18 protein-coding genes are annotated in these 19,969 nt (G+C 54.1%); 9 read left to right on the top strand and 9 right to left on the bottom strand.

What is annotated here, in order from left to right; genetic code table 11:
• Positions 1-10 precede the first annotated feature (10 nt).
• Genes AC2GXZ_RS19755 through AC2GXZ_RS19735 form a run of 5 tightly spaced genes read right to left on the bottom strand, consistent with a single transcriptional unit; the run spans position 11 to position 5,113 of the window.
• Positions 11-1,099: a lytic transglycosylase domain-containing protein gene (locus AC2GXZ_RS19755; protein ID WP_483760920.1), complete on the bottom strand. Its 1,089-nt coding sequence runs from the start codon at positions 1,097-1,099 to the stop codon at positions 11-13.
• On the bottom strand, positions 1,096-3,546 hold the full coding sequence (locus AC2GXZ_RS19750) for a VirB4 family type IV secretion/conjugal transfer ATPase (RefSeq protein ID WP_483760919.1): 2,451 nt from the start codon (positions 3,544-3,546) through the stop codon (positions 1,096-1,098). Before AC2GXZ_RS19750 ends, AC2GXZ_RS19755 begins: the two co-directional genes overlap by 4 nt.
• 18 nt (positions 3,547-3,564) lie before the next feature.
• Positions 3,565-3,864 (bottom strand): VirB3 family type IV secretion system protein, encoded by a 300-nt coding sequence (locus AC2GXZ_RS19745; protein WP_483761233.1) that lies wholly within the window; start codon positions 3,862-3,864, stop codon positions 3,565-3,567.
• A gap of 2 nt (positions 3,865-3,866) precedes the next feature.
• Positions 3,867-4,205, bottom strand: coding sequence for a TrbC/VirB2 family type IV secretion system protein (locus AC2GXZ_RS19740; protein ID WP_483760918.1), 339 nt, complete (start codon positions 4,203-4,205; stop codon positions 3,867-3,869).
• A 14-nt stretch (positions 4,206-4,219) separates the two neighbouring features.
• On the bottom strand, positions 4,220-5,113 hold the full coding sequence (locus tag AC2GXZ_RS19735; protein ID WP_483760917.1) for a lytic transglycosylase domain-containing protein: 894 nt from the start codon (positions 5,111-5,113) through the stop codon (positions 4,220-4,222).
• A 175-nt stretch (positions 5,114-5,288) separates the two neighbouring features.
• Between AC2GXZ_RS19735 and AC2GXZ_RS19730 the strand changes: the two genes are divergently transcribed.
• Both AC2GXZ_RS19730 and AC2GXZ_RS19725 read left to right on the top strand, forming a co-directional pair.
• Positions 5,289-5,918, top strand: a complete 630-nt coding sequence (locus AC2GXZ_RS19730; protein WP_483760916.1) for a hypothetical protein — start codon at positions 5,289-5,291, stop codon at positions 5,916-5,918.
• A gap of 112 nt (positions 5,919-6,030) precedes the next feature.
• Complete coding sequence (locus AC2GXZ_RS19725) at positions 6,031-6,498, top strand: hypothetical protein (protein WP_483760915.1); 468 nt, start codon at positions 6,031-6,033, stop codon at positions 6,496-6,498.
• 625 nt (positions 6,499-7,123) lie between these two features.
• Here AC2GXZ_RS19725 and AC2GXZ_RS19720 read toward each other — a convergent pair.
• Together AC2GXZ_RS19720 and AC2GXZ_RS19715 are read right to left on the bottom strand one after the other, a co-directional pair.
• Positions 7,124-7,885 (bottom strand): hypothetical protein, encoded by a 762-nt coding sequence (locus AC2GXZ_RS19720; RefSeq protein ID WP_483760914.1) that lies wholly within the window; start codon positions 7,883-7,885, stop codon positions 7,124-7,126.
• A gap of 733 nt (positions 7,886-8,618) precedes the next feature.
• The gene (locus tag AC2GXZ_RS19715) at positions 8,619-11,354 is read right to left on the bottom strand and encodes an EAL domain-containing protein (protein WP_483760913.1); all 2,736 of its coding nucleotides are present in this window, start codon (positions 11,352-11,354) and stop codon (positions 8,619-8,621) included.
• A gap of 420 nt (positions 11,355-11,774) precedes the next feature.
• On the opposite strand from AC2GXZ_RS19715, the gene AC2GXZ_RS19710 reads away from it, so the two are divergent.
• The 3 genes from AC2GXZ_RS19710 to AC2GXZ_RS19700 all read left to right on the top strand — a co-directional run bounded on the left by AC2GXZ_RS19710 (position 11,775) and on the right by AC2GXZ_RS19700 (position 15,807).
• Complete coding sequence (locus AC2GXZ_RS19710; protein WP_483760912.1) at positions 11,775-13,550, top strand: type I secretion system permease/ATPase; 1,776 nt, start codon at positions 11,775-11,777, stop codon at positions 13,548-13,550.
• A gap of 3 nt (positions 13,551-13,553) precedes the next feature.
• Positions 13,554-14,855: an HlyD family type I secretion periplasmic adaptor subunit gene (locus tag AC2GXZ_RS19705; RefSeq protein ID WP_483760911.1), complete on the top strand. Its 1,302-nt coding sequence runs from the start codon at positions 13,554-13,556 to the stop codon at positions 14,853-14,855.
• Positions 14,856-15,351: 496 nt separating this feature from the next.
• Positions 15,352-15,807: a helix-turn-helix domain-containing protein gene (locus AC2GXZ_RS19700; RefSeq protein WP_483760910.1), complete on the top strand. Its 456-nt coding sequence runs from the start codon at positions 15,352-15,354 to the stop codon at positions 15,805-15,807.
• Positions 15,808-15,851: 44 nt separating this feature from the next.
• On the opposite strand, the gene AC2GXZ_RS19695 is transcribed toward AC2GXZ_RS19700, so the two are convergent.
• Positions 15,852-16,307 (bottom strand): helix-turn-helix domain-containing protein, encoded by a 456-nt coding sequence (locus tag AC2GXZ_RS19695; RefSeq protein WP_483760909.1) that lies wholly within the window; start codon positions 16,305-16,307, stop codon positions 15,852-15,854.
• Positions 16,308-16,672: 365 nt separating this feature from the next.
• On the opposite strand from AC2GXZ_RS19695, the gene AC2GXZ_RS19690 reads away from it, so the two are divergent.
• Positions 16,673-16,840 (top strand): hypothetical protein, encoded by a 168-nt coding sequence (locus AC2GXZ_RS19690; protein WP_483760908.1) that lies wholly within the window; start codon positions 16,673-16,675, stop codon positions 16,838-16,840.
• Between the two features lie 632 nt (positions 16,841-17,472).
• Complete coding sequence (locus tag AC2GXZ_RS19685; protein WP_483760907.1) at positions 17,473-17,757, top strand: DUF982 domain-containing protein; 285 nt, start codon at positions 17,473-17,475, stop codon at positions 17,755-17,757.
• A gap of 367 nt (positions 17,758-18,124) precedes the next feature.
• Here the strand turns inward: AC2GXZ_RS19685 and AC2GXZ_RS19680 are convergent, their stop codons facing one another.
• Positions 18,125-18,358 (bottom strand): hypothetical protein, encoded by a 234-nt coding sequence (locus AC2GXZ_RS19680; protein ID WP_483760906.1) that lies wholly within the window; start codon positions 18,356-18,358, stop codon positions 18,125-18,127.
• A 353-nt stretch (positions 18,359-18,711) separates the two neighbouring features.
• On the opposite strand from AC2GXZ_RS19680, the gene AC2GXZ_RS19675 reads away from it, so the two are divergent.
• On the top strand, positions 18,712-19,071 hold the full coding sequence (locus AC2GXZ_RS19675; RefSeq protein ID WP_483760905.1) for a VanZ family protein: 360 nt from the start codon (positions 18,712-18,714) through the stop codon (positions 19,069-19,071).
• Positions 19,072-19,361: 290 nt separating this feature from the next.
• On the top strand, positions 19,362-19,922 hold the full coding sequence (rfbC, locus tag AC2GXZ_RS19670; RefSeq protein ID WP_483760904.1) for a dTDP-4-dehydrorhamnose 3,5-epimerase: 561 nt from the start codon (positions 19,362-19,364) through the stop codon (positions 19,920-19,922).
• The last annotated feature ends 47 nt before the right edge of the window (positions 19,923-19,969 follow it).

The following is a 19,969-nucleotide window of genomic DNA, read 5'->3' as shown; positions in this document are numbered from 1 at the left end:
ACACTCCTCCTCATCGAGAACTCAACATCAGCGCCATACCGGCGACCTTCGACCCTTTGGGGTCGCACCCTTCTTCTGTCCGCTCTGTCGCTTCGGCCTCATCGAGGCAGATCGGATCGAGGGTTATGTCGCTTTGCGGTGACTTAAGCGGCGGGGATGTCGCATGTGCGGATCCCGACAGAACGCTTGCCTCAAATGCCCTTTTGGCGCTGATTACTTGCGCAATCATCGCAGCCGTCCGAACCATCTGATTGATCATCTCAAGATTGGCGTTGCGACTGATCGAATTTTGATCCCAGCTTTGGTGCAAAGTACCACTCTGCCGGGCGCCAACTTTTACCCAATAGTCAGCCACATCGCCCCGTTCGTCAGAGGTCGCACGCGAAACCGCCATTGACGACAGCGTTGTATCTCTTAGCTGACTATAAGCTGCGGTTACACCCCCTGTTGTGACCAAAGCGCCATCGCCAGAGGCCGTGCCGCTGAAGGCTGGAAGCCATTTTTCTTTGATCGCTGCAACATAGGTCTTGGTCTCCCTGAAGGGTGGGATACCCCCATAGTTTTGGACATTGCCGGGGCCGGCGTTATAGGCTGCAAGAGCAAGCGACGTGTTGCCGCCGAAATTTGCGAGCTGCTGTTTGAGATACCGAGCGCCACCGCGCAGATTACCGTCGACGTCATAGGGATCTACCCCAAGCTCGGCTGCGGTGGCCGGCATGAGTTGCGTCAATCCGATCGCGCCTGCCGGCGAATTTGCACAAGCGTTAAATCGGCTTTCCTGGTAGATCAGAGCCAGAAATAACTGTTCATCGACATGTTCCTCGCGGGCGATCTGCCGCGCCCGTGCGACGATTTCGGGGTTGGCCGTAGCCGCCGAGACCGCGTCGCCGGCACGGCCCGGTCTATAATGGGCGCAAAGGATCCCCTTACTCACCGAAAAACGCCGGCCGTCCTTTTCTCCAATCGATGTCAGCCTCTCGTCACGGACAGTGTCGCGCTCAAGCACAGCTTCGTCGATCACCGCCATTTGCGATAGCGCGGTCTGCGGCAAAACGAGCGCAAATGAACTAAGCACAAAGGGCAAGGAAAGCCTGCTCATGGCCGGTTCTCCCAGCCACAAAATTGTGCCAGCCAATCGGACGGATGATCGCCGAGACTGGCGCGCAATCTCTCACATTCCTCGATACTTTCCTTACGGCCCGACAGAACCTTGATCAGATCGGGCATGGTCGAGAGATCAAGCTTGGCAATAACGGAATCATTGCCGTGTTTGACAAGGAAGCTGCGCTTTTCCGGCGCGCTTGTTTTGACGAAGGAATATTCCTTCATCGTCAGACCGAAACGCGTCACGTAACTGTCTTCGTCGGCGCGCGGATTGGGAAAGTGGATATGGGTCGTTGTCTGCTCGATGAGCGTATGAGAGGCGGTTGCCCGCGCGATGTCAGAGGCAGACTGTGTCCCAAACCCAACAATGCCGTTCAGCTTGCGGATCGTCTTCATCTTGTCGACGATAAAATCGCTGAAGGTCTGATCCATCAGCAACCGCCAGCCTTCGTCCATAAAAAACATTGCCGGCTCGCCGTTCAAAAGCTCGTCAAGCCGATGGTAAAGATACATCAGAGCCGGCGTGCGCACCTCCTCATTGGAAAGGATATGCGTCATGTCGAAACCAAAGACGCGATTGCCGGCAAACGACAACCTGTCGGTCCCGGCATTAAACAGCCAGGCTTTGTCGCCATCGATCCAACTGCGCAATCTTGCATAAAGGTCATTGGCATTTGCCCGTGATCCGCCAACAAGCAATGCCGAAAAATGCGCGAACGTTCTTTCCGACTTCGGTTCACGCATCAATCGCGTTAAGGCACGCTCCAACGTGTCTTCGTCTTCCTGCGTAAGCTCCGACCGGCCGCCCGATGACACCATCGTTTTGATGAGCCTTAACAGGAAATCAAAATTTTCCCCGCTATTGTCGAGCTGCAACGGATTAAAGCCGGTCGGCGTGCCCGGCGTTAAAATGTCATAACTGCCGCCAATCGCGCGGATGAAGATTTCCGCACCGCGATCCTTGTCGAAAAACACCGCGCGCGGGCAAGGCGAAACCCGCATGGCCTGCGCCAACAAGAAAGTCAGCGCGACCGTTTTGCCGGATCCCGTCGGTCCGGTGACCAGGAAATGACCGATATCGCGCTGATGAAAACTGAACCAGTAAGGGGTCTGTGACGCCGTTTCCAAAATCGTCACCGGCACATTCCAATGGCAGCCATTTTTTTGGCCGACCGCAAAATTATGCATCGCAGACAGGCCTGAAAAATTGGCGCTCGATAAAAGAGCTTTGCGGGCGATATAGGCGTGATTGCCTGGCAGCTGAGCCCAGAACGCAGCCTCAAGATTGAGGTCTTCGCGAAGCCAGGGCATGTTGATATCCGTCAGACAGCCGCCAAGCTCGCTGACCGCACGATTGAGCCCCTCAAGGTCGCGCGAGAGGCATAAAAGCGACAGATGATGGGTGCCAAAAACCGCTTCTTGGTTGAGCAGGCTGTCGAGCGCGAAATCGAGATTTTCCTCAACCGAGCTTCCCGCTTCGTCCGACGCGCCAAGCTGACGTTGCAGGCGGCTGATACGTTCTTGCGCAACCGGTCTGTCGGCAATGGTAAAAGACTGGGTTAAAATAAACTCGTGATTGACCCGCAACAGCCCATCAAGAATTCCAGGCGCGGTAAACGGCGGATATTCCTTGATCGACAGCATCGCGCCGTAGCGGTCGTCACTTCCGGTCGCTGCCTGTGCCATCAGCGTGCGACGACCAAAATGCAGCCTTGAGGTGCCGACGAAATGACATAGTCCCATTCGCGGCAATCGCATCGGCCGGGCAATGCCGCAGGTGAGGATCTCGTTGAAAAATTCGCAAGGTTCCGAATACGGAAAGACCTGTGCGCTCTGGCCGCCGGCGATTGGGTGTTCGACATCAGCGCGATCTTTGATGCCAAGCGTGCGAGCACCGTATTTGCTCAGATCCTGGACGACCCGCTCCACCAATTCTTCGAATTCCGCAACGTCCTCTTCCGACTGCTGGTTCGTTGAGACCCCACGCACATAATCCAGGGCTTGTTTGAAGATCTGGCCAGCCCCAAGAACGCCACTTGGGCGCGAGCGCACCAAAGTCAGGTAAAGCTCGTTGGTGAACATCCTTTTGCTGCGCAGTTGCGCCATATAGCGGCGATCAAGCGTGTTGCAGAAACCGTCTTCGAACTGACCATCAAGATCGACGTCGGTTTGCCGACGTATCAGCGTCGACCACATCGCGTAGCGGCTCGACCCTAAAGATCGGATCATGGTGTTTTGCACCACCGAGCGCATATTAAGTTCTGCCTGATCTTCGGTCTGGAAAAACAAACCCTCAAGTTTGATGACGCTTGCGAGAGCTCCGCTCTCAAGTCCAACGACGCTGCTTGAGCGATGGCGAAGATACGGAATATGACGGGCCATCGATCGTTCACCTCTCAAGGTGCGCCCGAACCCCAGTTCTTGTCTGATCACGTTCAGCATGGGTCACTCTCTGGATGGTCAGGGTCCGTAGGAGGTGGCGCCCCAAAACGTTCTGTTCGGGGTTTTAGGAGTTCGTTGGCAGGCGATCTGCACGACATCGAGGAACTTGCTGTCTGCAGCGCACAACCAGAACAGGATGAGATAAAGCGCCGGCGAAAGACCAAGAGCTGCCAGCCGGTTTGTGGCCAGCCAACCGACTATGGTGAAACCAATTGTGATCACCACCGCCATATAAGGCACGCCCCATAACATCGGCGGTCGGGTCAGACCGATGACAAGTGGGGTGATGGCAGGTTTTTCGTCGTCCGGTACGGCCATCATCATTGCCCCACTGCCGAAATCATCTCGTCGACAATGGTCGGCGCGCCAAACACCAACCCAATGCCAAGGATCACGCCACCGGCAAAAAACCAGGACAGCCGACCGGCGAAGGCAAGAAATCCCAGGCTGATCACCGCGATGATCGCCAGAAGCCGTCCGAACGGGCCGGTGATGAAATCAACGATCATCTGGACGGCCGTTTCGAGCGGTGCAAAGGCACCGCTGCCCGTCGTTTGGGCTAGGGCGGGATCAGTAAGAGCAATGGTAAGGGTAAAAATTAGCCCGCATGCTGCAACATGTTTGGAGGCTGTTACGCTCCATGGCATTTTCGTCTGCATCAGACCTCTCCCTTTTAAAAATGCATCACACCACCAGAAAACGTGCCGTCGCGATGAACGGGTATTACGCCGAGCACGTGTTTTGCCGCGCGGTTCCGCGAAACGGGCGAAAAGTTTGGATGTCTGTGGTTGAACGGGGAGGGAGCAGTCAGGCCGAGCTGAAGATTGATGATCTTGGCAACGTAACCGACCGTCTCTGCAAAGGGTGGAATCCCGCCATATTCATAAATGCGCCCTTCGCCGGCATTATAGGCGGCAGCGACGAGAAGAGGATTTTCGAATTCGTCACTCAGCACACGCAGGTAGCGTATTCCTGCGGCGATATTTTCGTCGACATCACAAAGGTCCGAAACGCCAAACCGCACGGCTGTGGCCGGCATTAACTGCATCGGTCCCAAAGCCCCTTTGGAAGAAACACGAAACGTCTGAAAATTGCTTTCCACGGATGCAATTGCCAGAGCAAACGGCACGTCAACACCCTGTCTCCGCGCTTCATCTCCGATCATGTCGCGAACCTGCTCAGCCGACCGTGACGCCATCATGCAAGGCGGTGACAAACCGGCTTTCAAATCTGGCGAGGTCGCCTCGGCCTTTGCCGCTAAAGACGGTGACCTTATAGAATTCGTATCATACCCCATCGGGATGATTGTCGGCGTTAGGGCATGAGAGGGTGATATATCAAGACTATTTTTAGTATATTCAGTCGACGCCAATTCACTGGTTTGATCTGGTTCAACGCCTGAATTTAAAGCGTTGAAAAGCCGCTGTCGCCCGCCTTCTGGATCGGGAATTAGCTTCTCTTCATGCCTTGAAACCTTATGGTATGGGCGGTAACTCTGCGAAGATCCCCGCTTAAGCTCATTGTTAACAGAGACTTGTGCAGTGGCAATGCTCGATGAGGCGAGCAAAAAAGGCAACCGGAATTGTTGCAAATCGTATGTGTTGATAACGCATCATGAGTGTCATTGCTCCCCGGTAAGGTGCGGATCATGCAGACAACAAATTCATGCGGGATTGTTACTTATTAAGTTTGGTTGTATGTCTATCTGAAATCTATTTCAAGTGGCATTGCGAAAGATTAGGATGATGAAAAATACAAGATATCTCGCGACCTGGGTTTTCTCGACCAGTCTGTCGATGGCAGGACTTCTTGTGGCTGCGCATGCGGCAGGCCCCATCGACGAGGACTATGTGCGCGCTCTGGCAGTGGCAGGACGGCTGGTTTTTGTCATCGAATATTGGCAAGGCCATGCCAACGTCGTGCGACGAGATGGGATAAAAACCACAACACCGTTTGAAGCGTTCTCGGCGACCGAGTTTCGGGTCGACGGCAAAACGGTGATCAAGCTTTACGGTGTCGAGCCCTGTGTCGGCCACTTGGTCAGCGATCGCGATGGGTTTGACGGCAGCTGCAACGATTATGCCAAGCTGCAACTTCAAATTATGCTGAAATCACCCAAAGTTTTGTTTTGCCGTGCCTTCGTTGAAGAGCTCAACACGCCGATAAAGCAGGCGACCTGCTACATACATCATTTTTTCCCAGGCGCGATGAATAGCGTTGATCTCATGGAGGAGCAGCTCGTTTCCATTGGCGCTTTGCGCCTGTCCCGATCCGATAGTGGCCGTGCGCTGCGCGGTGATCTCGAAGACGCCGAAAAGATTGCGAGGATCAACAGTTTTGGGATTTGGGCAGCGGCCCCCAAAAAACATTGAAATTCTCGGTTTGCGTTACCGTGCAGAGGGCGTGTCGTCTGAAACGTCGAACGACATAACTGACGTCTCATTCCCGCTGATCTTTCTGGCTCAACGGGGGGCGGTGTGACCGATGACGTCGCAGACGTCTAGATACTGTTTGCCCTGCAATCAGCCGACGAGGGTATGGAGCAAAAAGCTATCGGCAGAAGGCATTGCCTTTTGCGTCGACAACGCAGTTCCGTTGGGTGGCGCCTATATTACCCTTTTGTCGTGCTGGCCGCTCTTGGATAACGCCTGGGCGCCGGCCTCCGATTTGGCCCGACACGCCGTTTTTTGTGTCAATGTCGAAATTCTGGTTGCCAAGCGTCCCGGTATAACCGCCTCGGGCACTCCGCTGAATCTCAAAATTTTGGTATGGCTGAGATTGGCCACTTTGCCCGACAAGGACAGCCATTGCAATCAACAGTGGTTTCATGGTGTCACCGCGCTTCGGAATGATCTTGGCATTAACATATGCCACCACGTCGCCGAATTCAAAGTGGATGCGGTGTGCTGCCAAGGTCTAGCAGGGATTGTGATGCGTGATACAGGCGTTTGAGTGTGTGTGCGGCGTATTCGTGGTAGCTCCATGGTTGACGGCCAGTGGGCCACAATACAGGGCGGTAAGGGCGATCCTCTCCGAAACCTAATTCTGGGCAACGAATGGGCTTTGACCGGCACTGGCGCAATGACCGAGAATGGCGTCGATGCCGTGCTTCTCGTCAACGCCGGACCCAAATTCGAGCGCCAACAAGTTTCGCGACGTGATCCCAGGTGCCACGTACGAAGTCAAAAGAGATGCCTATCCGTAACGCCAACGCCCTGACATCAAGAAAGGCCCCCGGGTGGCGAAGGGCCTTTTTCTCGACGACCAACCAATGCCGATATCTCATCGAACAAGGCGTAGTCTTTGCCGAAATACTGGTAGGGGACCTATTAAACCTCGCCTTCATCGATCTCGTAGCCGAGCTGAAAACGGGCGTAATTGATTAAGTCTTTCAGACTGAATTACCGCTCGAAGTCCGCCCGCGTCAGCTCGACGAATTCGGCGTCTATCTTGGTCAGCTCGGTGTGCTCGGTCTGAGACATGCCAGGGTATTTATATCGCTGCTATGTCATCGCCAAAACAAAAGAGGCCCACTTGCGGCAAGTGGGCCTCTTCCATCTGCTAAGGCTGGCGGACCTTATGCAGCCAAAGACTTGTCGTCACGACGGCGTTTCGCCCAATAGGCAATGCCTAGCATTGCAAGGGCGCTGAGACCGGCGCCAGCTTCAGGACCGGGAACGGCGGTAATCTCTTGAGAACCGAGCGTGATTTGCACCGTGTCTCCGTCCGATCCGCTGGTAGACAAAGTCCTGGCGCAAGTAGCGGTTTTGCATCCGTATGCTGATAGATAGCTGTCCCAGTCCAATGTGGCTGTGTATGTGACGACATTATTGGCTACGGTTCCAACAACGTTGCTGAGGAAGGCGTAGAAAGTCACACTCACGCTTTGTTGGGAGCCCGGTGCAGTGATCGTATTGCTCGCGAGGGTTCCAAGGGTAAAGCCACGGTCAATCTCAGTGTAACCAGAGTCGTAATCCGACTTGTATTCACCGTCGACGTAGCCTGTAAGTCCGTATGAGAAGTCGTTGTAACCGTACGGCAGCGTTTCGATGCTGTTGTTGTAATGCCCCCAGCGGTCGGCGACTGTGTAGTAGCCAGAAAAGTTATCAATAGAGGCGCCACCTGCTGCCCCGAACAGAGAGGTAAATGCACTTTGGTAATAACTGATCGCGGCGCTGAGACCGTTTGCAGTGTAAGTGTCCCAAACGGACGAAGTTTCCGAGATGGTTGCGCAGGTCACTCCCGCCGATGTCGCGGTACATGCTGCATTGGCTGATGTCTCTCCACCGATAAAAGCGGCGGAAGCCAGTAAGCCAGCGAAAATGAGTTTTGATCGCATGGAAGCCCCCTTGGACCGTTGCGGCGAACATTCACCGTAAGTTGAACGGAAGCGTAATATTAATAAAGAGTCAATTGCGGGTGTCGTAAATGCACCTTATGCGGTATCAGCCGCAATTGAATTTGCATAATTCCCTGAAATGTAGGCTTTTTTGCCTCACCCATATGGGTTAATACACTTGCGGCCGACTTTCTCAATGTATTCTAAGGTGTGCGTACTTCGGATAGGAAGTATAATGTGAAAAGATGGCGCATCTGGGAGTTGGCCAGCTCCGATAGCATTTCGGGTGCGTGATGGCATCATTTGGCTAAAGGCAAGTATCGCGGATAAGGTTTTCAGCGTCGATTGCTTGCCAAGAATGCATCGGCGCGCCTCAATGAAGGCAGGACGTGTCGGGCTGGGAGATCGTGTCCGGGGATTTAGGGCGCCACTTCGGTATTCTGCAGGAGGAAGATTGTAGCTCCCGTCATCACCGAGAACGGAGCACAATTGGCTTCAGACCTCTCTTTCAGCGTTCGGTGTCTCTCCAGTGTAAGACCGTATGTCCGCCTTCGTCGCTAATGTGGCTCGCCGTACGATGGCTTTCGAGGGCTGCTCGGACTGGGCCGAGCGTCATTACAGAAAGGCGAGGCATGGGGAGTCACTCTGCTAATCGATGTCGCCGAGTTGAATAATGCGATCGCTGTCGCAGAAGCGGTATAAGGTAGAAAGTACCTCGCGCTGCGTGAGAATGCTACTCTACCTGCTCCCAGCTTCGATTAGTTGTATGGGCTGCCGTTATATTTTCCAGTGTTTGCCCTAAGTAGAACACCGCCACGCGCTCTCGGCTCGCCTTTGCGAGATACATATATTCGTCGGCTCGCTTCAAGAATGATTGTGGCGTGTCGCCGGCTTGAAGGAGAGTTACGCCAACGGCCGCGCCCGTGAAGGTCACTTGACCGTGGATCGGGATCGGTTTGAAGATGCGTTCCATTGTTTCAACCAGCTGCGCTTTGAGATTGCCGGCAAATCGTCGATCAAGATCGACAAGCACGACAAATTCGTCTCCGCCGATACGCGCAATAAAATCGGCCGCGCGGAAATTTTCCCTCAGTCTCGCCGCGATCGTTTTGAGGACCTCATCGCCGGCCAGATGCCCCAATGTGTCGTTGACGATCTTGAAGTCGTTAAGATCGATATAGGCGAGCGCAAGTTTCCGATCATTGCGCAGATTGCGATTGACCGCCTCTTCAAGTGTCTCATCAAAACATGCTCGATTGGGTAGGCCAGACAGTGCATCCGTCCGTGCCGAAGCCCGCAAAGCATGTTCGATCTCCCGTTGCTGTCTTTCGCGCGCCGAAACATCGATGATGACCTCGACGTCAAAAGAGACGTTATCGATCACCGTTCTTTGCGCAGAAATCAGCGTCGGAATGACCGTGCCATCGGCATGGGTGATCTCGACCTCTTCCAACTGATAGGCGCTATCTTCCACCAAAAGCCGGTGGCGACGATCTCTGGCAGGACTATCGATTGCCGCACCCTCAGAAATCAGCTTTTTGCCCTTGATGTCGTCCCATTTCAGGCCAGTCAGCTTAAGGTACGCATCATTGACTTTCACGTAACTCGAAGTTTTCGTGTCGCTCGTCGTGATCGACATTGCAATCGGTGCAAATTCAAACATCCGCACCAGCATGGAAATCAGGTGACTGTCCGGCAAGGAATTCGACGTCTCGTCCGCTGCTCTGGGCTCGGCTGGTCCGATCTCCGCTTCGGGCGGCCATTCGGCAGCAGGCGGCGACGCTTCGCGATCATCGAAACCATCAATCGTCTCTGTTGTTCGCGGATCAGTGGATGGCACCAAACGTTCTGTCTGGTTTCCGTGTTCCTGCTGCTCCTGCGTCTCGGTGATGACGCCATACCAGCGGATGATCTCTCCGGACGTGTTGCGATGGGGTTTCGCGCGGCTGATCATCCATCGCCATGATTGTCCCTCCAACCTGATCCGAAACATCGTCACGAACGGCATGCCCGATGGCAGCCAGTCAAGCCATTCCTGCCTGACGCGGGATTGATCGTCTGGATGTAACCGCTGATACCAATCAGAAATGCGATCGCCCATAACCGGGATCCCAACCCCTGGCACCGGCCCCATAAACGTCACGGCACCCTCGAGATTAGCAATCCAGGGAATATTTACGCCATGGTCGGGCGGGGCGAACCCACTATCTTGGTTTTCCGCCAGAGCACGGTTAATCACCTCGCGGTCGGAGACATCGATCGCCGTCACCGAAATGCCAATCGGCGCGCCGGCCTCGTCATCAACCCGCTGTTTAATCACCAAAAACACGCCCTCAGCGCGATCTGGGCGATAATCGTCATGCACGACGGTCTCGCCACCCAGCACGCGCATAAGATCACCTCTCACCTTAAGCGCTTCATCTTTTTCCAGAAAATCATCGACGGTGATGCCGATCATCTCGCTTGGGCTTGAATGAAACATGCTGGCGAAACGTTTGTTGACGCTGACATGGCGTAAATCCACATCAAGGAAACAAAGGCCAATCGGCGCTGCGTGATAAAGCGTATCAAGTTGATGGGCCCGATGAAAAAGCGAGGCCTTTACCGGCTCCGTACGAAACGGGCTCTGGTTTTGATTTTCCAGCCAAAGCCCCGTTTGCTGGGCGTCAAGCGGTTTGCCAAACAAATATCCTTGCCCAACATCACATCCCAGCCGGCGCAACATCGAGGCTTGTGCTTCCGTTTCAGCACCCTCGGCAACAACGACCATGCCAAGGCTCTGGCCAAGACCGATCACCGATGCGACAATCTTTCGGCTGCCCGTATTGTCATTCATCGACGTCACAAACCGTTTGTCGATCTTCACCTTGTCGAACGGGAACGAATGTAATTGGCTAAGGCTCGCATAACCGGTGCCGAAATCGTCCAAGGCCAAGCCGATCCCCGCCGACTTTAACTGCGCGATCGTTGCTCTGGCGATCTGAGTGTCTTCCAGAAGCGCGCTCTCGGTAATCTCGACATGGATCCTGGTTACCGGAAATCCCGTTGCACCGATGATCGACGACAAGGTCTCAAACAGGGCCGGGTCGCGAAACTGCATCGGAGAAAGGTTGATCGCAAGAATAAATTCACCCGGCCAGCGAGCGGCTTGGCGACAGGCCTCTGCGACTATCTTTTTCGTCAACTCGCCGATCAAGCCGCTTTTTTCTGCAACCGGGACAAATTCAGCCGGCGTGATGGCGCCACGTTGGGGATGAGACCAGCGGGCCAGCACTTCAAACCCTAAAATTCCACCGGTTTGCATATCGACCAGCGGCTGAAATGCCGGCCAGATCTCGTTTGTCGATAGAGCTCTTTTGAGGTCGTCTGCATCAAATTGCAGACCATCCGCGAAATCAGAATTTAAAGGAATATTGGATTTGAAGCGCGCACGCTGATTTGTTCGGCGCGCATTCCGACGGAAAATCATGCCTTACCCCCATAATTGAGGAAAGTCTCTCAGTCGCGGCTTAATATTCGATTATTTTCATCATCTTAATTAGTTCGATGGCTAGAAATTTTACTGCGATCACTGCATCGGACGGGAAGAACAGCCAGTATCATCAAGCACAGTTTGGAAATGCGGGTCGCAAGCATGATGAAAACGCGCAGCATCGGTTGAAAATCAGCAGCGTCAGCCTTCGTGCAGTGTGTCCTCGACGCCAAACAGCTTGTCGGGCTTATTACTTAATCTGCCTGTTCTGTTTCAGCACAGGTGTTGATCCATTTGTAATCACCTGTTCGCTCTTGGGTCTGGAACCGTTTCCTGAAGCCCGATCGGTCATGCTCTATTGTTGAAGCGCCATTGCGCTGGGAGTGAGATCATCATCGGATTGAAGGTCCTTGAGCCATGAGCAAGACCGCAGCGCCATTGTTAAATCCCAAAAGGCCGGTAGTCACGGCTCACATCGTCAAAAAAAGCAGACATGGGCTCGCAGCGGTTGCGATCGCCAGCGCGCTGATCAATATCCTCTACCTGACCAGCTCTTTGTTTATGTTGCAGGTCTATGATCGCGTGATCCCAAGCAAGAGCATCCCAACCCTTGTAGCGCTCGGCGTTCTTGCCTTGCTGCTTTATTTCTCTCAGGCAGCATTCGAGATCCTGCGCGGTCGTATGCTCACCCGGATTGCCGGGATTTTCGACGAGCTATCGGCCGCAAGCCTTTTTAGGGCGGCGATAAAATCCCCGATCAAAGATGGAAAAGCCAATGATGGGCTGGTCTGGATGCGCGACTTTGATCGCGTTCGGGCATTTTTATCCAGCCCAGGTTTGCCGGCCTTTTTCGATTTTCCCTGGTTGCCGTTTTATATTGCCATCTGCTTTTTGTTTCACCCGCTGATCGGAATAGTGGCGATCGGCGGCGCCGCCGTCTTGATCATCTTGACCTATCTTGCCCATCGCAGCGCAGAAAAGGCCAATCGGACCATCGCCTCTGTCAGCCTTGAGCGCGAGACCCTTTTTTTAGCCGCACATCGCAATGCCGAAGTGGTTGAGGCCATGGGAATGGGCAATGACCTTTTGCGCTCCTGGTCATCGATCAATCGCCGGTTTAGATCTTTTCGTGCGCTCTCTTCGGATGCGACAACCGCTTATTCGGCCTTATCGAAAATCTTTCGCATTGCGCTTCAATCCGGTGTCCTTGCCTTAGGCGCCATCCTGGTCATCGACAATCAGGCCTCCGGTGGCATCATCATTGCCGCCTCGATCCTCTTATCCCGCTCACTCGCTCCGGCCGAACAGGCGATCGCCAATTGGTCAGGTTTTGTCTCAGCCCGGCAATCCTGGAGGCGCCTCCAAGTCGCTCTATCGGAAGGTGAGGGGGGCCGCCCGCAGCTTTCCTTGCCCCCGCCGCAAACGACATGTGTCGTTGAAACCCTATTCAGCGCACCTCCTGGTGGCAAAAAGCCGATCATCGCCAATATCGGGTTTTCGCTGAAAGCCGGTGACGCAGTAGCCGTGATCGGTGCAAGCGCCTCTGGAAAATCATCCTTGGCGCGGGCGCTCACGGGAATTTGGCCAATCAGCCATGGTTCGGTCAGGCTCGACGGTGCAAGCCTTGATCAATGGAGCGATGACGACCGCGGACGCCATATCGGATATCTGCCGCAAGACATCGAACTGTTTTCCGGCACGGTGGCACAAAACATTGCCCGGTTTCGCGAGGATGTGACGGCTGATGCCATCATTGCGGCGGCGAAAATCGCCGAAGTCCACGACCTCATCTTAAAACTGCCGGACGGCTACGAAACCGATATCGGCCCACAAGGGTCAATCCTGTCGGCTGGACAGCGCCAACGTATCGCGCTCGCAAGAGCCGTGTTCGGCAATCCGTTTTTGATCGTTTTAGACGAGCCCAACTCCAACCTTGATGCAGACGGCGAGCTGGCGCTTGGCCATGCCATCGCCACGCTTCGAAACCGCGGCGCCATCGTCTTGGTCATTGCCCATCGGCCAAACGCACTTGCAAATATCGATCTGGTTTTGCTGATGAAAAACGGGCGTGTTGCAGCCTTTGGACCGAAAACAGAAGTCATGGCGTTAATCTCACGCCAATCGACACCCAAACGCCCGGCTGAGGGCGCGCAAAAGCCTGCCTTGAAGCGCGTTGGCGAGGCGATAGGATAGTCCATGTCTGTAACCTCGTCTCAGGTTTCACTTCGTCGCCATATCGCTTTTTTTGCCGTTTTATCGGCGACAGTTTTGATCGGTCTTGGCGGCTGGGCCGCCACAACCCGGCTTTCCAACGCAATCATTGCCGAAGGAACGGTGATTATCGATGATAGTCACAAAACCATCCAGCACCTGACTGGTGGGATCGTTTCACAGCTTCTGGTCAAAGAAGGCAGCCAGGTGAAAGCAGGCGATCTTCTGGTCCGCCTTGACGGCACATCCTTGCAGGCAAATCTCGCCATATTGGAAAGCACCTTGACCCAGCTTTATGTCCGACGCGCGCGGCTCAATGCCGAACGGCAAAACGAGGCCAAATTTTCGCTCGATGATCTGAACACCAATGGCATTGATCTGAAGACCAACCCCACACTGATCGATGGCGAGATCGAGCTGTTTATCACCCGAAAATCCTCGCTCGCGGGAATGAAGCGGCAACTGGTTGAGAAAAAGGCGCAGTTAAACGAGGAGATCGCCGGCAACACTCTGCAGATCAGGGCAATCGACGAAGCGACCAAACTCATCGATGAAGAGTTGCGCGCAACCAATTCACTTTATGAGAAACAGCTGGTCACGATGCAAAGGCTTAACGCGCTCAAACGCCAAAGGATCGAACTGGATGGCAATCGCGGTGAGCGTATGGCAGCCCGCGCGCAGGCCGAAGGGCGTATCGCCGAAATCAATCTCCAGATCCTCCAGCTCGACGAGGATCGTCGAGCCGAAAACGCCAAGGATCTGACCGAGGTGGAAGCGACAATCGCCGAAATGGCGCAGCGGCGGGTTGCCGTTGTCGATCAGCTGAAACGCCTTGATATCCGCGCACCTCAAGACGGCCGCGTTTATCAGCTGGCAATCCACACCGTCGGTGGGGTCGCCAATGCCGGCGAGCCGTTGATGTTATTGGCCCCCGATGACCACCATTTGACGGTTGAGGCCAAAATCGCAGCCCGGGATATCGATCAGCTTCGCCCAGGTCAAAAGGCCGATATCCGGTTTACCGCCTTTGACCAAAGAACCACGCCACAGATCGAAGGGGACGTCCTATCGATCTCCCCCGACATCGTCACCGATCAGAGGAGCGGCGCAACTTATTATCCCATCCGTATCCGACCCGATCCCGATCGCCTCGATCAACTAAAAACGCTGTCGCTTTATCCCGGCATGCCGGCCGAAATATTCGTCAAAATTGCCGATCGTTCCGCCATTTCTTATTTCGCCAAACCGCTCTCCGATCAGATGACCCACGCCTTCCGGCAGGATTAATCTACGTGCGGCGTCAGAAAAAAAATTAAAACGTCATGCAACACAAATAAAAAGGCGCGGCCGCGTTTGGTGGGATCATCCGTCCGGCCTGATAGACTTTTCTGTGACTGATCTTTGTCTCGATCCGGTGGATAAAGAACGTGTATTCTTGTTGAAACGCAATTTATGCCTCATTGTGAAGCGGGGGTCACAAGCCAAGTTCACATCGTGTCGAGAGCCGCCTGCGGCCTTTTTTCGTCTTTGATAACCGTTTTTTTCGCGGTTCCGCGCCTCACAAACATCCAGTTGGCGTCAACGCTTGGGGGAGACTTGGCCAAGCTGGCCTGTGTTGATCCAGATTGGCTGCAGAAAATCTAGTTGGTGATCCGACGGGCACGGGGTGCCAGTGGCGTCTATCCCCGTGACGAATGCCGGCGAACCGCTTATCAAATGCAGCGCTCGCCCCTCTATCTTGTTTGAGAGATCTGATGTCATCGCCAAGGAGATAAATTGCCCGATGAAAGGTAAGGTCGAAAGCCATATCGAGACCAAAGGGATTGTTGAGGTCCACGATACCGACAGCGATAAACCAATATTCCGGCGCCCGGGATATGAAGGCGTCGTGGCGTTGACCGATCTGGAAAGGCGGATCGGCGATGCCTTAAAGCAGGCCCGCGAAAAGACGGATTTGACCTCTGCCGATGTGGCCTTCCTTCTCGGGTTGCACCCCCAGGTCTATGGCCGATACGAACGAGGCGAAAGCAAACTGACCGTCACCCGACTTGTCCAATTAAGCGAGTTGTTGGGCTTTTCGCCGCTCGACGTGGTTTTGCCTGTCGCGCCGCATCTTTTTGGAAAAAACGACCAGGACGCCAATCAACGCCAAACGCTGATAAAACTCGTCGAAGAACTCCCCGCAGACATTGCCGCAACCTTGTTATCGCTCCTCAAGGCCATGCACACCCTCGAATAATCCAGAAAGCAATGGCAGGGCATGACCGGGCGGCGAGGGGGCCTTTAGGCCTCACCGGCCAGCAATTCCTCGTCATGCACCGCATTCAGCGTATCCAGCATGGCGATGAATTTAGGCCGCAGCGGTTTTGGCAATTTGAGGAAATTGTCGATCAGCCGCTGACCTTCCTGGGTCGCGACAAATTCGAGATGTGCATCACGCTCAAGCGGCGGCGAAGGGTCACAATCGACAACCGGAAGTGCGTCGAAAAAATAGCTCATCGGCACATTTAACGCGACCGCGATCCGGTAAAGCGCCGATGTCGCCACGCGGTTGGTGCCCCGCTCATATTTCTGGATCTGCTGGAACGAGACGCCGATCCCGTCACCCAAAGCCGTTTGCGACAATCGCAAATGTTTTCGGCGCAGAAAAATGCGCCGCCCAATTTCCTGATCCACCCGATCATGCCTGACCCGGGCATGTGGCGAATTCAAAGCGCAATTTGAAGAAATCTCAGCCATTCCAACCTCTCCTGGCCAGGATCACACCTGGCATGTCATGGCCGGGTAGTTGGAAAGTCGTTGGTACGACCCTTGTGGCTTTTAGCTGGAGAGCCTGTTGTATAACCACAAGCTACCCGACCGTGAAACAGACACGGTCGCTTGAATAGCTTTCTGATCCCAAAGGGGTTTCCACGCCCCACGGCATAAACCGTATATGATCACCTATCATGAAAGTCATCAAATGCAAGCAAGGATTGCTGAAAACCTGTTGATGTGTCTCAATTGGTGTGGGCGAGAACTGGCTCAAGCCGTCAACGACAAGACGGTAGAGAAACCCTCTGCCAAAAACACGTCCCCTCCTTAAACATGTCGGATTTGTCCTGATGATCGAACCGATGAGAGTGCAGATCTTCATAATCTTGTTTCAGGTGAGCTTGCTTTTGTGGGGCGGCAGTTTTGTCGTCGCCCGGGATCTCTATCATGTCGCCGAGGCGAACGGCGTCCTTCCCAACCTGCATCTCAAAGCCCGCTTCGATAACGTGCTCTCATGACAAGCGGTCGACGGTCCTCATCTGTCCTCAAATAAGCAGATGATCATCCGCAAAAGCCGCTGTCCTCGAACGGTTCGATCGCTGCGCGACCCTCAAATCTCATGCCGCCCTCGACACTCCTGCAACTCGGGTCGCTCAAATTCCGTGCCATCGCTTGTCTCGCGACCGTGGTGAATCGCCCGCCAGGCTGACTTCGTTTGTTGCAACATTAAAGACCGCGGCATGCTTGTCAGAGCGAAATACGATTGAGGATCACGATAATCCACAAGGTCGATGTGTCGATCTGGTACATATTCTCATTCTGATGCAAAATCTCGGCCGGGCCGTTAATCACTTGTCAGGCATGGATATTGATGCCGGGTTAACCATTGGTCGTGGCGGGCGCATGTTGACGCCATGACCAAAAGATTTCGAAATTATCTGCTCATTTTTGGAATTTCCCTGACACTCTGGGCCATCATCATCGCTGTTTTCATCTGGCTATGGTGAGCGCCTCAGTCCGCTTTGCAGGCGGTGTGGAGCCCTTAAGTTTTCGGCAAAAGGAGGCAAAACGCGACGCTGAGGCGCAAGCTTGGCGCAGTGTTGTGATGGCATCAATCAACCATTCATAGTTGTCATCAACGGGGGTGGTTATGGCTGTGCGAAGACGCTGGACTGTCGATCTGTCCGTGATCGATCCGACCTGGGCCAATTGGAGGGATCCGGTTGTCTTGCGGCTCGGCTCAGTCCGCCAAGAGATTATCGAAAATCCCGCCGAAGCGCTGATTTTCCTCCATCACCGATGGCCGTCCGTGCGTGGTGAGCAGGCACAAGAGGCAGCAAAACTCTGCTCTCAGGTCCTCAGGCGCCGCGTCGAGCCGGAACGGGCGCGCCTCGCTTTTTTGGAAGCAGCAGCCGAGGCGGAAATCCTCTCCTGAAAGGCGCTTTTAAGCGTCATCCTGCAGTCAAGCTGTGCGCGCGAGCTGCAACTCGAAAGCAAGCAAACGGGCTTGAGCGCATGGTCAAGCCAAGGGCGTTCAAGGGCGTTCGAGGGCGCTCAAGGGGGGGCGCTCAAAGGGCGCTGTGGGAGAGGGCATTAAGGCAAAGCGCCTTAAGTTTAAGGGGGAGGGGCCTGCCCGACAGACATGCAAAAAGCGCGACCCTATTAAGGCGTGCTACCGCCCAAAGCGTATTCCAGGCAATTGTCGAGACCTATCAATTTTCTGGCCTTCGGCCTCGAACGGCCAATCCCATCGATCAAATGGTTTGGTGCCTCTCGACGTCACCGCTTCGGGTGGAAGCCCTTTATTCAGCCGCCAGTCGATAGCGCTCAATCTGCGGTTCCGGCAATGGCTTGAGCACGGCCTGTAATGCCGCAGATTCCAGCGTGTGGGTCAGCTCGTTGATGGCTTCCGGTTCAAGCATCAGGCCGATGACATTGCTCTTGTCATCCTTGAAATGGATATAGATGTCGCCATCGCGGCCAATAGAAATATCGGCACCCGTTATGCGAAATGGCCCATGAAACGTTTTTCCCATTGATCTATCTCCCGGAAAGTGTCGGCAGACTAGGTTTCATTCTCGGTGTCGTCAATGAAATGTGACTGGATTTTCAGTATAAATCAGAAATATAGTGAAAATATGAGCGAGATCTCGTGTCTGTACTTGATTTGGTGACGCGGCTACATTCGGTATGGCCAATTTGATCGAACGAAGGTTGGCTACCGGAACTTTGAAAACCACTTATCCATCGGGCGTCGCAAAATTCCGCCGCAATAACAGGCAAGCCTGATCCGTCGATGGACAAATGACAGACAGCCGCAGATAACCACCTTGATATTGCGTCTGATCGGCGAAACCAGATCGTAAGATCCTTGATCGAAGATGGATATATGAAGAGACTTTTTGCCGTTCTTTTTGTTGTGACCCTCCTTCTCATCATCTTTGCGACCGTGTCCCCCATCGGTCTGCGTCCACGTGTATTTATTTCCGTTAATATAGACCGGGCATTGGCGTTTACCGGGCTTGCAGCCTTTGGTGTTCTCGCCTGGCCGAGCCGCTGGATTTACGCGGTCATCGCATCCCTTTGTGTGCCGGCCATGATCGAGGCCTCGCAATTCCTGTCCCCAAGCCGCCACGCGCATCTGATCGACGTGATGGTAAAATCCTCAGGGGCCCTATTGGGCTGCGTTATGGCACTTCTTCTGATCCTGATCGTCAAACAATTATACCCGCGTCTGGCCAAGGCCTGACCTTGTCGGAAATTTGCGGTGACGCCCGGCCTGCAACAGATCTTACCCTTTTAATCAAAAACATCGGGTTGCGACCCTTTCCGATTTGATCGAATGGGCTGGAGCGGACACTTCGCTTCGTGATAAACGAGCGCCAGCCTTAAACCGAAGATCAGACGATGCCGTTCTCAGCCGCGCGCTGCCGGGTGTCATTGGATTGTCGGGCTTTGAGACTTGGCAAGAGATCCACCCATTTTGGGCCTGATCCTGCCATGAGGCTTGATGTTGAATGAGAAAGATCGGTGGCAAGAATGCATTTCGACAGGCTGGAGATACCGGGTTTGCTGCTGATCAAACCCAATAAGTTTGGTGACAGCCGCGGGTATTTCATGGAGACGTTTCGTGCCAATCTGTTTGAGGCAGAGGCCGGTCCGTTTACCTTCGTCCAGGATAATCGGTCATTGTCGGGCGAGGTTGGCACGGTTCGGGGTCTACATTTCCAGCTTGAGCCACGCGCGCAAGGTAAGCTCGTTTCCTGCATAACCGGTGCTTTGCTCGATGTTGTCGTTGATATCCGAACGGGATCGCCGACCTATGGCAGACATGTCGCGGTCGAATTGACGCCAGAAAACGGCTGGCAGTTCTGGGTGCCACCTGGTTTTGCCCACGGATTTTGCACCCTCAAACCCGATACGATGATCAGTTATAAAGTCACCGATTATTATAGCGCCGAGCACGATCGCGGCCTCAAATGGAACGATCCGGCGCTTGCCATTGATTGGCCGGTCTCACCCGCCAAGGCGCATGTCTCGGAAAAAGATACCAAACAGCCCGTCCTTGCCGATCTAAAGGCCAATTTCAGCTTTGCCTGAAAAGCCAGGCTCAAGCGCGGCACAAACGGCAAGACGTGCAAAATGCA

The sequence above is a fragment of the Aliirhizobium sp. YIM B11859 genome, from assembly GCF_057163345.1.
The sequence above is the reverse complement of the archived record's forward strand: the minus strand, read 5'-3'. Positions and strand labels throughout refer to the sequence as shown.

Excerpts from the sequence above, each read along its gene's own strand:
- AC2GXZ_RS19755 (WP_483760920.1), bottom strand. The coding sequence starts at position 1,099 with ATGAGCAGGCTTTCCTTGCCCTTTGTGCTTAGTTCATTTGCGCTCGTT.
- AC2GXZ_RS19750 (WP_483760919.1), bottom strand. The coding sequence starts at position 3,546 with ATGCTGAACGTGATCAGACAAGAACTGGGGTTCGGGCGCACCTTGAGA.
- AC2GXZ_RS19745 (WP_483761233.1), bottom strand. The coding sequence starts at position 3,864 with ATGGCCGTACCGGACGACGAAAAACCTGCCATCACCCCACTTGTCATC.
- AC2GXZ_RS19740 (WP_483760918.1), bottom strand. The coding sequence starts at position 4,205 with ATGCAGACGAAAATGCCATGGAGCGTAACAGCCTCCAAACATGTTGCA.
- AC2GXZ_RS19730 (WP_483760916.1), top strand. The coding sequence starts at position 5,289 with ATGATGAAAAATACAAGATATCTCGCGACCTGGGTTTTCTCGACCAGT.
- AC2GXZ_RS19725 (WP_483760915.1), top strand. The coding sequence starts at position 6,031 with ATGACGTCGCAGACGTCTAGATACTGTTTGCCCTGCAATCAGCCGACG.
- AC2GXZ_RS19720 (WP_483760914.1), bottom strand. The coding sequence starts at position 7,885 with ATGCGATCAAAACTCATTTTCGCTGGCTTACTGGCTTCCGCCGCTTTT.
- AC2GXZ_RS19715 (WP_483760913.1), bottom strand. The coding sequence starts at position 11,354 with ATGATTTTCCGTCGGAATGCGCGCCGAACAAATCAGCGTGCGCGCTTC.
- AC2GXZ_RS19710 (WP_483760912.1), top strand. The coding sequence starts at position 11,775 with ATGAGCAAGACCGCAGCGCCATTGTTAAATCCCAAAAGGCCGGTAGTC.
- AC2GXZ_RS19705 (WP_483760911.1), top strand. The coding sequence starts at position 13,554 with ATGTCTGTAACCTCGTCTCAGGTTTCACTTCGTCGCCATATCGCTTTT.
- AC2GXZ_RS19700 (WP_483760910.1), top strand. The coding sequence starts at position 15,352 with ATGAAAGGTAAGGTCGAAAGCCATATCGAGACCAAAGGGATTGTTGAG.
- AC2GXZ_RS19695 (WP_483760909.1), bottom strand. The coding sequence starts at position 16,307 with ATGGCTGAGATTTCTTCAAATTGCGCTTTGAATTCGCCACATGCCCGG.
- AC2GXZ_RS19690 (WP_483760908.1), top strand. The coding sequence starts at position 16,673 with ATGATCGAACCGATGAGAGTGCAGATCTTCATAATCTTGTTTCAGGTG.
- AC2GXZ_RS19685 (WP_483760907.1), top strand. The coding sequence starts at position 17,473 with ATGGCTGTGCGAAGACGCTGGACTGTCGATCTGTCCGTGATCGATCCG.
- AC2GXZ_RS19680 (WP_483760906.1), bottom strand. The coding sequence starts at position 18,358 with ATGGGAAAAACGTTTCATGGGCCATTTCGCATAACGGGTGCCGATATT.
- AC2GXZ_RS19675 (WP_483760905.1), top strand. The coding sequence starts at position 18,712 with ATGAAGAGACTTTTTGCCGTTCTTTTTGTTGTGACCCTCCTTCTCATC.
- rfbC (WP_483760904.1), top strand. The coding sequence starts at position 19,362 with ATGCATTTCGACAGGCTGGAGATACCGGGTTTGCTGCTGATCAAACCC.